Here is a 13,479-nt window from a genome sequence, read left to right on the forward strand (position 1 = left end):
CTTTTTCGGCGTCTGGAAAAAGTGACCCGCCGTAAGGGCGGAACCCTAATCAGCAACACCCGCAGCAACGGATATGCTCACACCCCCCCAAAAAAACCCCACCTAAACCCGAGCCTGACTCTTACTCCAATCCGTCAACAAACTATAAGCAACAGCCAAAAGCGTAGGCCCGATAAACAACCCGATAAACCCAAACGCAATCAACCCGCCAAACACCCCAAGCAACACAATCACCAACGGCAGATTCCCGCCCCGGCTGATCAGATACGGCTTCAGAACGTTATCCACGCCACTGATGATAAACGTCCCCCAGATCCCCAAAAACACCGCCATCCCATACTCACCCTTCCAGGCCAGCCAAGCCGTAGCCGGCACCCACACCAACGGTGGCCCCATCGGAATCAGACTCAGCAGAAACGTGACGATCCCCAACACCAGCGCCCCCGGCACCCCGGCAATCAAAAACCCGATCAACGCCAGAACCGCCTGCGCCGCCGCCGTACCGATCACCCCGTTCACCACCCGCTGCACCGTGCCAGCCACCAACTCGATGTAATACCCGGCGCGCTCGCCAATCAAACGCTCCAGCAACCGATGAGCAAACGCCGCCAGACGCGGCCCGTCGCGATAGAAAAAGAACACAAAGACAATGCTCAGCGTCAGCTCGAGAATCCCGCCGCCGATCTGCGCACTGCGCGCCAGCAACCAGTTACCGACCTGCCCCAGATAAGGCTTGATCGACACCATCAGTGCCGCGCCCTGCTGATCGATGCTGTTCCAGATCCCGACCAGTCGCTCGCCCACCAACGGCAAGGTACCGAGCCAGGCCGGCGCTTCCGGCAATCCATCGACCTGCACGTCTTTGATGAAGGCGGTGGCATCGCGCACATGATCGGCGAGGTTGAACCCCAGCCAGACCAATGGCGCCGCCACCAACAACATCCAGCCCAGGGTCAGGATCGCCGCAGCCAGCGACTCTCGGCCATTGAGCAGCCGGGTCAGAAGCCGCATCAGCGGCCAACTGGCAAACGCCAGCACCGCGCCCCAGAACAGCGCCGACCAGAACGGCGCCATCACCCAAAGGCTGGCACCAAACAACACCAGCAGCAGGATCTGCACCAGCAGTCGATCGTTATTGAGCATGTAGAGTCTCGAAAAAATCAGTCAGGCCAAGAATAGGCGAACACAGCGCGCGTGTTCGCCCGATAGAGCTTATCGCAACAGATCGATGCGTAAGCCAGAGCCGTCGACACTGCCGGTTTCCATCCGCGCCGCGCGCACGCCCTGATTGATCAGGGCCTGTCGCCAGGCCTCGGCTTTCGGCCCGGACACCGTCACGCGCAACGTCGTATCGAGATTAAGGCCACGGGAAATCAGGCGTAGCCAGGTGTCATCCGGATCATTCACGCGATCAGGGAAATCCAGTTCACCGGTGCTTTTCAGTTGGCGCAACAAAGTCGCCGACGTCGGCAGCAACTCACCCAGCGGCGCAACGGCCTCGAACTGTTCGACATGCAGATAGGCTTTGCGATTGCCGCGGGTAATGCTGTAAAGCGCCACCAGCGTGTTGTCCTTCGGTGCCGCCAGCCTCAGCAACAGATAGGCCTGTTGCTCGTCAGCCCCGTACAACTTGGAATTACCGAACACCTCGTTGGCCCACAGGCTGCTTTCGCCGCAGTCCCGCGCCTGGCACCAGAACAGCAACTCGGCGTCCTGCTTTTGCAGGGCCTCGCGGGCGGCGGTGAAGGCTTCGGTGGCGGAATGTTCGGGCGGCAACTCGTAGGTCACCGAAGTGGTCTGGCCACGGGCAGTCACCTGACCGTCGAAACGCAATTGGCCACTGATCTTGCGGATCGCGCCCAGCGGGTAGATCCGCTCCAGTTCCATCGGCGGGCGATAGTCGACGATTTGCGCATCGGCCAGACGCGGCACGATCTGCAGATCCTGACTGCCCGGCACATCGGCGGCGAACGAAACGGAACTGAAACAGCACAGTGCCAGCAGACTGAGTGATCGCTTGGTCAGGCTCATCGGATCGGCATGGCTTGGCGGTTCGGGGTCGTAGCGGTATAGAAATCCATCGTGGTTGTCTCCCATTTCAACCCGCCCAGCCTCGACAGTTGCCCGCGGCAAGTCAAGGAATGGCGAAGAAGCGATTGAAACAGTCTGCGACAAGATCCGCGCCGGCCTCATCGTTCAGGTGCAAATGGTGCCCACCTGCCAGCTGTTCCCGGCTAAAGGGTAGACGCTCCAGCAGTTCAGAGTGTTTGGCCAGCATGCCGTCGGCGGCGACGATCAGTTGCGCCGGGCAAGTGATGCGCTGAACGAAGGCCATCGCCTGCTCCTGGGTCAGGCGCAGCGGTGATGGCAGGGTCAGGCGGTTGTCGGTCCGCCAGGTGTAACCCCCGGGCACCGGCATCAAGCCGCGCTGAGCCAACAACTCGGCGGCTTCACGACTGACCGCCACCAGGCCTTTCATCCGCGCTTCGATGGCGCGGTCGAGGGTGTTGTAGACCGGTTTGCGCTTCTCGCGCAGATCCAGCTGTGCCTGCAGAGCCATGCCCATGCGCTCGGCAGCGTTTTCGCCTTTATCTGTAGGAGGAATCACACCATCGATCAACGCCAGATGCGTGATCCGCTCGGGCAACGACCCCGCCAGCACCAGCGAGACGATCGCACCCATCGAGTGCCCGAGCAGGCCGAAACGCGTCCAGCCCAGTTGCTCGGCGACTTGCAACACATCATGCGCGTAGTCCCACAGCGCATAGCCAGCGCCATTGGGCCGATGCCCGGAGTGCCCGTGCCCGGCCATGTCCAGCGCAATGATGCGCAAGCCTTTGAGCTTCGGTGCCAGCCGCGCAAAGCTGTTGGCGTTGTCGAGCCAGCCATGCAGGGCGATCACCGGCAAGCCGTCCTCGGGGCCGAACAAATGCGCCGCCAGTTCGATATGCGGCAGGCTCAAGCGCACTTCTTCGAAAACAGGGCTCATGCGCAATCCTTGTCCTGACGGGATTCCCAGCGGGTGAACAGGTTTTTCAGCAACCGTGCGGTGTCTTGCGGGCGCTCAAGGGGAAACATGTGCCCGCCGGGCATGCTCAGCGCCTCACCTTGCGGCATGCGCGAAACGAAACGGGTGTGATGGCGCATGACCACGTTGCTTTTGTGCCCGCGCACCACCGCCAGCGGCACTTTCAATTGCCGGGTACGGCCGGGGCTGGTGTGCGGCACGCCGCGATAGATGCTGATCTCGGTGGCTGGGTCGAAACGCAGGCGCAGCTTGTCGCCCACCGGATGCAAACCATGTTGCAGGTAAGCGTCGAAGCATTCCGGATCGAAACCGCGAAAAAGCGACTTGCCGGCGAAGTAACTGCGCGCACTGTCGAGGTCGGCAAACTCCTCACGGCGCCCCAGGGTGCGCCCGGCCGGGGTCAGCCTGTCGATGAAACCAAAGCGTTTGGCGGCGCGAATGACCCACTGATCACTGCGGGTCAGTACAGGGGAATCGAGCATCACCACACCGCGATACAACTCAGGACAACGCAGCGCCGCGTGCAGGTGCAGAACGCCGCCAAATGAATGACCGACACCCCACACCGGTTGATCCTGCTGCTGCAAATGGTGGATCAACTCGTCGACCAGGTTGTACCAGTTGTCATCCGCCGGGAAACGCGGGTCATGCGCATGCTGTTGCAGATGCGCAACCCGATACTCGGGCGCCAGCGCCGCGAACAACTTGCCATAGGTGCCCGAAGGGAACCCGTTGGCGTGGGCGAAAAAGATAGGTTGCGACATACAGGCAAATCCATGAACGGGAAACGTGGCGTTGATTGTCCGCAAGACCACGTTCTGCGGCATTGACCGTAACTGCCAGGAATGATGACAGTCAGGTCAACGCCATGGGCAAATCGGCAATTACCGTGCCGGCGGCTGCTCACCCAGCGGTACCACCGCCATGGTCAGGCGTGACACACAGCTGGCCTTGCCTTCATCACTGGTCAAACGGATATCCCAGACGTGCGTCGTACGGCCGATATGAATCGGCTTGGCCACCGCTGTCACCCGGCCACTGCGCAAACCACGCAGATGGTTGGCGTTGATTTCCAGCCCCACGCAGTAAAACTTGCTGGCATCGATGCACAGATAACTGGCCATCGAACCGACGGTTTCCGCCAGCACCACCGACGCGCCGCCATGCAGCAAGCCGTAAGGCTGATGAGTGCGATGGTCGATGACCATGCTCGCGGTCAGCGACTCTTCATCGAACGCTTCAAAGCGAATATCCAGCACTTCGCCGATGGTGTTTTTCTGGATTGCGTTCAACTGCTCGATGTCGGGAGTGGTACGCCACAGGCTCATCGCAGACTTCCTTTGTTGTTTTGGTCGACGCTCAATCCTGCCACAGCACCGCCTCGCTACGCTCGCTCCATTCTTCGAAGCGCGCTCCGTAGGTGTCTTCGATAACGTTGCGCTTGATTTTCAGGGTCGGCGTGAGAAAGCCGTTTTCCACCGCCCAACTGTCCTTGACCACCACCAGTCGCCGTAGACGCTCGTGCTTGTCGAGCACGGCGTTGACCTCCTCCAGCAGTTTCTCCAGGCTCGAATGCAGACTCGCCCGGCCCTCCTCCTGATTGACCGTCGACAGCACACACAAACCCAACGGCGCACTCAAGCCATCACCGACCACACATACCTGCTCGATCCGCGAATGCACCGCCAGACGGTTTTCAATGGGTGCCGGAGCGACGTATTTGCCTTTGCTGGTCTTGAAGATTTCCTTGAGCCGACCGGTCAGGCGCAAACGCCCTTCGGCATCCTGTTCGCCCTTGTCGCCGGTACGCAGAAAGCCGTCCTCGGTCAGCGTCTCAGCGGTCTTCTGTGGCTCCTTGAAGTACCCAAGCATGTTCGCCTGACTGCGCACCTGCACCTCGCCCGACTCGTCGATACGCACCTCGACATCCGGGCAGGGTTTGCCGATCCAGCCCTGTTTGTATTGGCCCGGCAGGCAGATATGTGAATAACCGCAACTCTCGGTCATACCGTAGACCTCCAGCACATCGAGGCCGAGTTTCTGATACCAGATAAGCAAGGTCTGTGGCACCGGCGCCGCGCCGGACAAAGCGACGCGCAAGGCATCCAGCCCCAACCCCGCCAGCACTTTGTGCCCTACCCGCTTGCCAATGAACGGCAGGCCAAGGAGAAAATCCAGACGCTTCGCCGGGATCTTGCTGTAGACGCCCATCTGAAATTTGGTCCAGATCCGTGGCACACCAAACATCGCGGTTGGCCGCGCGCGCTTGAGATCGGTGATGAAGGTGTCGAGGCTTTCGGCAAAGAACACTGTCTGCCCGGTGTAGATCGATGCCAGTTCAACGAACATGCGCTCGGCAACGTGGCACAGCGGCAGGTACGACAGCAGCCGGTCGTTCTCATTGAGCCCGAACAGCTGCGTGCCACGGGTCGTGGCGAAACCGAGATTGGCAAAGCTGTGCATTACGCCTTTGGGCAGGCCGGTGGTGCCGGAGGTATAGATGATCGTCGCCAGTTGTTCAGCGGCAGGACGCGGATCGTCCTGAATCGGCGAGCAACGCTGCAAGTCCGCCCAGTTGAAATCGAACTCGCCTGGTGGATGCAGCGGCAAGCTGATGGTCGGCAAATCGGCGGGCACACCTTTCGCCATTCCGGGCCAGTCATCGAGTTTGCCGATAAACGCCAGCACGCTTTCCGAATGCTTGAGCACTTGGGCCACCGAGTCGGCGGTGAGATTGGGATACAGCGGCACCGAAACATGCCCGGCCATCCAGATGGCGAGGTCGGCGATGATCCAGTGTGCGCAGTTTTTCGAGATCAGAGCGATGTGGCTGCCGGGCGGCAACTCCCGCGCGCGCAGCCAGTGCGCGGCGCACCGGGCCTGATGGCCGACGTCGGCCCAGGTCAGGGTCTCGACCTGCCCGCCACCGATGGGCTGTACGAGAAAGCGTTGGCGCGGATGCCGGGCCTCGCGTTCGTAAAACACGTCCAGCGGCAAACGGAATGCGGCAGACATGCGACTCGCTCCTGTTTTTTGGGTCTGGAGCAAGCGTAGTCAACCAAGCAAGTGCTTGGTTGGAAAATTCAAACAAATAATTTCATCGGATTTGCAGGCCTTATCGCTGGCGAGCCAGCTCCCACAGATTCAGTGTGATCTTTCAATTCAAGTTCACAAAAGATCCTGTGGGAGCTGGCTTGCCAGCGATGAAGGCGACTCGATCTCAGGGGTGCTTGAGGCTGTTGAGCTTCATCGAACCGATCAGCAACTCGCTGTGTTCCAGCTCAGCCAGGCCAGCGGTGCTGACCTTCTCCGGCGGATAACCGGCGCCATGCTGCAGATAGCTGAGCAGATTGCCCACCAAAGGGTTGTGGCTGACCAGTAGCACATTGCTCACCGACACCAGTTGTTCGGCCACCCGGTCCGGATCGACCTCCGGCGTCAGCCAATCGACCGTGCGGATCTCCGGTTCAAAACCCAACGCCTCGCGAACAATCTGCGCGGTCTGTTGCGCACGCAGATAGGGGCTGGCGTAGATCGCCGTCAGCGGCTGGCCGATCAGGTGAGCGGCGCTGTTCAAGGCTTCTTTGCGACCGTGATCAGTCAGTTCCCGGTCGGAGTCAGGACACGAGCCGTAAGGCACGGCCTCACCGTGACGCAACACCCAGAGTTTCATAGCTTGGGCTCCTCATCGCGGGCCGGGTGCGGTGCTGGCGGCACGACGTGTGGCGCCTCACCTTCCGGCGTACGCGGCGTTGGCCAGTCGGCGAACGGCCACGGTTTCTGGTCGCTGTGGAAACTGCCGAAGCGGCCGATCTGCGCCAGAAACTGGCTCAGACTGTCGCCGAAATTCATCAGGCTGGCGCTCGGGGCGCCGTAGATCAGTCTATATACAAGCTGCACCAGCACCACCGCGCCGAGGATGAACTGCGCCACCTGCCAGACCAATATGTAGACGATCATCCACAACACCCGCAGCAGGATGGATTCGTACTTGGCTTCGGTTTTCGGATCGTTCATGGCTCACTCCCTGCTGAATCAGTTGAAACCACTGGTGGAAATAAAGTCGACGTCGGTTTTCGGTTCGGCCCGCATCAGCAGACCGATGACCTGTTCCAGCGTGCGCCCCTCGAACAGGATCGCGTGCAGCCCGGCGACCAGCGGCATGTACACGCCCACTTCCTGGGATTTGGCCTTGAGCACTTTAAGGGTATTGACCCCTTCGGCGACTTCACCGAGACGCGACACCGCGTCCTCAAGACTCAGGCCCTGGCCCAAGGCGAAGCCGACCTGATAGTTGCGGCTCTTCGGCGACGAGCACGTCACGATCAAGTCGCCAACACCGGCCAGACCGAGGAAGGTCATCGGGTTGGCGCCCTGATTCACCGCAAACCGGGTCATTTCGGCCAAGGCGCGAGTGATCAGCATGCTCTTGGTGTTTTCGCCCATCTCCAGCGCCACCGCCATGCCGGCAATGATCGCGTAAACGTTTTTCAGCGCCCCGCCCAGCTCGACACCGAAACGATCAGCACTGGCGTACACGCGGAAGGTGCGGCCATGCAATGCGGCCTGCACCTGTTTGCACAGTTCTTCGTCTTCACTGGCGACCACCGTGGCGGTCAGCGCATGCTCGGCGATTTCGCGCGCAAGATTCGGTCCGGACAACACGCCGATGCGCGCTTGCGGGGCGATCTCTTCGAGGATCTGGCTCATCAGTTTGAAGGTGTGGGCTTCGATGCCTTTGGTCAGGCTGACCAGCATCTTGCCGCGCAAGCGCTCGGCGTAAGCCGCCAGCACCGTGCGCAAGGCACTGGACGGCAGCGCGACAAAGCACAAGTCGCAGGCGTCGAGGGTTTCCTGCAGGTCAGTGACGGCGGTCACCCCCGGCAGAATCTTGATGCCTTTGAGGTAACGCGGGTTTTCGCGATTGACCCGGATGGCCTCGGCCTGCTCGGGGTCACGCATCCACTGCCGGACTTGATGGCCGTTCTCGGCCAAAAGATTGGCCACGGCGGTTCCAAAACTTCCGCCTCCCAGGACCGCAATCGGGCGCTGTTCAGTCATATGCAATCCGTTAATCCATACCAGTGGCGATGCCGGCATTATACGGGGCGACCCGGTCGCGGCCAGCCCCCGCGTCAATTACCGACACTTGTAGGAAGAAGACCAATAAAACCTAGGAAAATGCCTCTAACGTGACTGGAAAAGTCGCTGCCCTCGGTTAACATGCGCGCCAATTCTTAGCTCTATAGGCTGTGTCGTGTTTTTTGCCGCTCTCCCACCGCGTTCCTCCCTGCTGCTCGCGCTGTTGTTCAGCCCGGTGTTGCAGGCGGACGACCTGTTCATGGACAGCGAAGCGCTGCCGCAGGTGTTGACCGCCACGCGTCTGAAGCAGACGCCCGCAGAAGTGCCGGGGAGCATGACCGTACTCGACAGCGAATTGATCAACGCCAGCGGTGCCCGCGACATCAGTGAACTGCTGCGGCTGGTGCCGGGGATGATGGTCGGCAACATCAGCGGCAATCAGGCGGCGGTCAATTACCACGGCACCAACGCCACCGAAGCGCGGCGCATGCAGGTGCTGATCGATGGCCGCTCGGTTTATCGCGCAGGCCTGGCGACGGTGGACTGGAGCGACATTCCGGTGGCCATCGAGGACATCGAGCGCATCGAGGTCTTTCGTGGCCCGAACACCGTCAGCTACGGCGCCAACGCACTGATGGCGGTGGTCAACATCATCACCCGCAACCCGGCGGACAGCCACGGCACGCGCCTGAAGTACACCCGTGGCCAACGCGGCATCAATGACTTCTATGCCAGCCAGGGCACCGGTTGGAATGGCGGCGATCTGCGCCTGTCGCTGTCCGGCCAGGAAGACGATGGATTCGACAGCGACCGCACCGGCGCCGATTACCGTGACAGCCGCCGCTTGAACCGCTTCAGCCTCGCAGTCAGCCAGACCCTCAGCGACAACCAAAGCCTAGACTGGCAGGTCAATGCCAAGGATGGCAGCAACCAGCGGCCCTACACCTACCGCCCGGTGTTCTCGGGGATTACCGCCGCCGGGAACAATTCCGACGTGGTGGCCAAGGACTACGCCGGCTCGGTGCGCTGGAATCTCGACATCAACCCGGAGCACAGCCTTTATATCCAAGGTTCGGCTCAGCACTGGGATCGTCAGCAAACCTGGCGTGCCTGCGACGCCGAGGTGTCGTTCAGCCCGGAGCTGACGCAACTGTGGCAGCTCAACCCGAATTACACCGAACGTCTGGCACGCAACATCACCCGCTTCACCGGCCCGGGCGCCGCGCCCGGTACGCCACAGGAAATGGCGTTGGCCAACCGCGTACTCGATCAATGGCGCAACGGCGCCAGCCAGACTCTGTGCGGCGAGATCGACCAGAGCGCCCGCGAATCGCGCTACGACCTCGAACTGCAAGACACCCTCAGCCTGTCCGACAGCGTGCGTCTGGTCAGCGGCATGAACTATCGTTACGACCGGGCTGATTCCGAGACTTACTTCAACGGCACGCTGGACGACACCACCTGGCGCGCGTTCGGCCAACTGGAATGGCGCGCCAGTGAACACTGGCTGTTGCAGGGCGGTGCGATGTTCGAAGACACGCAACTGATCGGCAGTTCGCTGACGCCACGCTTCGCGGTCAATTACCTGATCAATCCACGCCACGGCCTGCGCGCGGTGTATTCGGAGGCGATTCGCTCGCCCGACATGTTCGAGAACAACGTCAACTGGAGCTACCAGGTCAGCAAGCTGCGGCCCTCGGCCTACGGCCAGTCTTCGGCGCGTTACTTCGTCAAGACTCGCGGCCCCGGCGATCTCGATCAGGAACACATGCGCTCGCGGGAGCTGGGCTACAACGGCTATTTCGCCGATCTGGGTCTGGCGCTCGACGTGAAGCTGTTCTACGACGAGATCACCGGGATGATCAGCGAACCGCTGCGCAACAACCAATACATCGCCAGCAACGCCAACAGCTCACGCTTTCGCGGCACCGAAACCCAGCTCGACTGGCGCCTGAGCACCGTCGACCGCCTGCGTTTGACCTACGCCTACGTAGATGCCGAGGCGAGCAATCCGCTGGATCAGCAATTCACCGCCAGCAACAGCGGTTCCGCCGGCTGGCTGCGCGACTGGGGCCATGGCTGGAACAGTGCCCTCTTCTATTACGGCGACAATGCGCTCAACGGCTACCGCTTCGAGCGGGTCGACACGCGGATCGCCAAGCGCATTGCGCTGGGCAAGGCTCAAGTGCAATTGGCCGGCGTGCTGCAACAACGTCTCGACCATGAGCCGACCACTTTCGTCGACAACAACTACGACGAGCGCCGCGTGCTGTACTTCAGCGCCGAGCTGGAATTCTAAGGTGCGCTACGGCATGCCGCGCAAGACGCCAACCCTGGCTCACTGGCTGGCCGGGTTGTGTCTGTTTCTGACCGCGTGGCTGCACGGTGTGGCGGTGCAGGCCGCCGACATTCTGTTGACCGGCGCCGAAGAAAGCCCCGGTGTGCAAGCATTCGTGCAGGCGCTGAGTGAGCTGCGCCCGACCGACACCGTCCGCTTCCAGCCACTGGCCAGCCTGCCGGCGCCGGGTAAATTGCCGGCCAGCCTGCGCCTGATCCTGCTCGATCTGCCGAGCCTCGACTGGCGCCTGCAAGAATCCCAGGGCCCGGCAACGCTGGTGTTGCGCATCAGTCGCCTGCAAGCGCGTCAACGTCTCGGCTCGGCTCAGCCATCCCGCTTGAGCCTGTTGTGGAGCGATCCACCGCTGGGCCGACAACTGCAATTGATCCGGCGAATCCTGCCGCAGGCGCGTCGAGTTGGCGTTTTGTTCGACCAGCACAGCGAGTTTCTCCTTAAAGAGCTGCTTCTGGCGGCGCAGCCACTGAATCTGGAAATCGTCAGCCAGCGCTGGGACAACACCCACGACAGTCGCCCCTTGCAAACGGTGCTGAAAAACAGCGACGTGCTGCTGGGCCTCGACGATCCCGATCTGTACAACCCGAAAACCGCGAAAAACCTGCTGCTCAGCAGCTACTCACGACAATTGGCGCTGATCGGCCCGAACGCCGCGTTTGTCCGAGCCGGCAGCCTGGCCAGCACTTACAGCGACCAGAACGATTGGCTGAGTGTGCTCGACCATTTGCTCGACCAGCCACCCGCCAACTGGCCGCGCACGCTTTATCCCGCATCTTTCAAAGTCTCAAGTAATGCCCAGGTGGCTCGTTCTCTTGGAATCGAACCACTGAATGAAGCGTCTGTTGCCAGCGCGTTGGCTGAAGGAGAAAGCCGCCCATGAGTTTCCGTCGTCGTTGGGACATCAACACCCGCACCCAGCTGATCAGCCTGGGCCCGGCGCTGTTGCTGACCTTGTTGTTGATCAGTTTCTTTACCTTTGTACGCATTCAGGATTTGCGCCAGGAGCTGAATCACACCGGCCAACTGATCGCCAACCAACTGGCGCCCGCCACCGAGTACGGGGTGATTTCCGGTAACAACGAAGTCCTCGAAAGCCTGCTCAAGGCTACGCTGGCGACGCCCAACGTGCGTTTTCTGGAAGTGCAGGACAGCGCCAACCGCATTCTGGTGTATGTCGAACAACCCGCGAACGCCCACAGCCGCCCGCATCAGGTTGAAGTGTTTCAAGCGCCGGTGCGCTTGCAACGGATTGCCTTGCAGAATGACTTCTTCCAGGACGCCAAAGTCAGCAACGGCGGGGCCAGCGAGGATTATCTGGGGCGGGTGATCGTCGGTCTGTCCAACGATGCGTTCAGTCAGCGTCAGCAGGAAATCCTGCTCAAGGCAGGGATTCTGGCGTTGTTCGCCCTGCTCTTCACCTTTGTGCTGGCGCGACGTCTGGCCGGCAGTCTCTCGCAGCCGATTCGCAATATCGGCAACGCGGTCAAGGCGATTCAGGACGGCGACTATAAAACCCCGCTGCCGATCGTCGATGACACCGAACTCGGTGCGTTGTCGCAGCACATCAACAACCTCGCCCAGGCGCTGGAACAGGCCAGCCGTGAACAGCAGCAGGCCATGGCGCAATTGATCCAGACCCGCGAAGAAGCAGAAAAGGCCAACAACGCCAAATCCGACTTTCTGGCGATGATGAGTCATGAATTGCGCACGCCCATGAACGGTGTGCTGGGCATGCTGCAATTACTCGAAACCACGGAGATGACCGAGGAGCAGATCGAATACGCCGCCCTCGCCTCCGAGTCCACCGAGCATCTGCTCAAGGTGATCAACGATATTCTCGACTTCTCGCGCATCGAGCGTTCGGAGCTGGAGCTTGAGCACATTCCGTTCAACCTCGCCGAACTGATCGGCGCCTGCGCGCAGTCGTTCCAGCACAGCGCGGTGCAACGTGGCCTGGCCCTCAATCTGCGGATTCCCGAGGACATGCGCGGTTTGCAGGTACAGGGCGATCCGACGCGGATCCGACAGATCCTGGTCAACCTGGTCGGCAATGCTCTGAAGTTCACCGAGCAGGGCCGGGTCAGCATCGAGGCGCAATGGCAGTCGCTCGATCACGAGCTGCTGTGGTTCACCTGCTCGGTGCGCGACAGCGGCATCGGCATCTCGTCCGAGAGCCTGGAATCGATGTTCAACGCATTCCAGCAGGCCGACAGCTCGATTTCGCGGCGCTACGGCGGCACCGGGCTCGGCCTGCCGATCGCCCGCACCCTCGCCGAACGCATGGGCGGCACCTTGCGTGCCCAGAGCGAGGAAGGTCGCGGCTCGGTATTCACCCTGGAAATTCCGTTGGCTCTTTATAAGCAGGCGTTGCCACAACTGGCCGCCCCCCGTGCGCTGAACGGCAATGGCCACGGCGAGGGGCGCAATGTGTTGCTGGTGGAAGACAACCCGGTCAACCAGACCGTGATTGAAGCAATGCTGCGCAGCCTGGGCTTTACTGTCAGTGTCGCCACCGATGGCGCGCAGGCAGTGCGCAGTGCCGAGGGCAATGATTTTGAAGTGATTTTGATGGACTGCCGTTTGCCGATCATCGATGGCTATGAGGCCACCCGGCAGATTCGCCAGCTGGCCGGGCGCAACGACGTGCCGATCATCGCGCTGACTGCCAATGCTTTGCAGGGAGACCGCGAAACCTGTCTGTCGGCAGGGATGAACGATTATCTGGCGAAGCCGTTCAAACGTAATGATCTGCAGCAGATTCTGCAGCGGTGGGTGTCGTAGTGATGGTCTTTCCACCATCTGCGACTGGCGTGAAAAGCGAAAGTGCGGCAGTCTTAGGCACCCGAATGAGCCTCAAAAGGGGCTTGAATAAAAATTTCAGTGCACAAGTGTACATTCATGTCCTTGGTGCTGTGACTTTCACCACAACGCAATAGTCTATGAGTAGGCTGCCGGTTCGAGGCATGAACGCTTCGAACGGTCGGGAAGATTTGCCCCACCTGCCGCATGGGATTAT

Annotated in this window: 12 protein-coding genes; 3 read left to right on the forward strand and 9 right to left on the reverse strand. The window is 60.8% G+C overall.

What is annotated here, in order from left to right:
• Nucleotides 1-102 precede the first annotated feature (102 nt).
• From AC3WMT_RS28955 to AC3WMT_RS28995, 9 genes are all read right to left on the reverse strand, one after another.
• Nucleotides 103-1,143, reverse strand: a complete 1,041-nt coding sequence (locus AC3WMT_RS28955; protein WP_103306858.1) for an AI-2E family transporter — start codon at nt 1,141-1,143, stop codon at nt 103-105.
• A 69-nt stretch (nt 1,144-1,212) separates the two neighbouring features.
• Nucleotides 1,213-2,031 (reverse strand): DUF4892 domain-containing protein, encoded by an 819-nt coding sequence (locus AC3WMT_RS28960; RefSeq protein ID WP_103306859.1) that lies wholly within the window; start codon nt 2,029-2,031, stop codon nt 1,213-1,215.
• A gap of 103 nt (nt 2,032-2,134) precedes the next feature.
• Entirely contained in the window at nt 2,135-2,989 is an 855-nt protein-coding gene (locus tag AC3WMT_RS28965; protein WP_103306860.1) for an alpha/beta hydrolase, read from the reverse strand.
• Nucleotides 2,986-3,792: an alpha/beta fold hydrolase gene (locus tag AC3WMT_RS28970; RefSeq protein ID WP_103306861.1), complete on the reverse strand. Its 807-nt coding sequence runs from the start codon at nt 3,790-3,792 to the stop codon at nt 2,986-2,988. The genes AC3WMT_RS28965 and AC3WMT_RS28970 overlap by 4 nt, the downstream gene beginning before the upstream one ends.
• Before the next feature lie 120 nt (nt 3,793-3,912).
• Complete coding sequence (locus tag AC3WMT_RS28975) at nt 3,913-4,356, reverse strand: hotdog fold thioesterase (protein WP_008087813.1); 444 nt, start codon at nt 4,354-4,356, stop codon at nt 3,913-3,915.
• A 31-nt stretch (nt 4,357-4,387) separates the two neighbouring features.
• Nucleotides 4,388-6,043, reverse strand: coding sequence for an AMP-binding protein (locus AC3WMT_RS28980; protein WP_103306862.1), 1,656 nt, complete (start codon nt 6,041-6,043; stop codon nt 4,388-4,390).
• A gap of 205 nt (nt 6,044-6,248) precedes the next feature.
• Complete coding sequence (gene sixA, locus AC3WMT_RS28985; protein WP_103306863.1) at nt 6,249-6,701, reverse strand: phosphohistidine phosphatase SixA; 453 nt, start codon at nt 6,699-6,701, stop codon at nt 6,249-6,251.
• Nucleotides 6,698-7,045 (reverse strand): DUF4389 domain-containing protein, encoded by a 348-nt coding sequence (locus AC3WMT_RS28990; protein WP_103306864.1) that lies wholly within the window; start codon nt 7,043-7,045, stop codon nt 6,698-6,700. Before AC3WMT_RS28990 ends, sixA begins: the two co-directional genes overlap by 4 nt.
• A gap of 18 nt (nt 7,046-7,063) precedes the next feature.
• Nucleotides 7,064-8,089: an NAD(P)H-dependent glycerol-3-phosphate dehydrogenase gene (locus tag AC3WMT_RS28995; protein ID WP_103306865.1), complete on the reverse strand. Its 1,026-nt coding sequence runs from the start codon at nt 8,087-8,089 to the stop codon at nt 7,064-7,066.
• A gap of 196 nt (nt 8,090-8,285) precedes the next feature.
• Between AC3WMT_RS28995 and AC3WMT_RS29000 the strand changes: the two genes are divergently transcribed.
• From AC3WMT_RS29000 to AC3WMT_RS29010, 3 genes are read left to right on the forward strand one after another with little or no spacing between them, the layout of a single operon-like run.
• Entirely contained in the window at nt 8,286-10,409 is a 2,124-nt protein-coding gene (locus AC3WMT_RS29000) for a TonB-dependent receptor plug domain-containing protein (RefSeq protein WP_103306866.1), read from the forward strand.
• Between the two features lies 1 nt (nt 10,410).
• On the forward strand, nt 10,411-11,343 hold the full coding sequence (locus AC3WMT_RS29005) for an ABC transporter substrate-binding protein (protein ID WP_103306867.1): 933 nt from the start codon (nt 10,411-10,413) through the stop codon (nt 11,341-11,343).
• A complete protein-coding gene (locus tag AC3WMT_RS29010; RefSeq protein ID WP_103306868.1) occupies nt 11,340-13,244 on the forward strand; it encodes a response regulator in 1,905 nt (634 codons plus the stop codon). The genes AC3WMT_RS29005 and AC3WMT_RS29010 overlap by 4 nt, the downstream gene beginning before the upstream one ends.
• Nucleotides 13,245-13,479 lie beyond the last annotated feature (235 nt).

This window comes from Pseudomonas sp. FW305-7 (assembly GCF_058786735.1).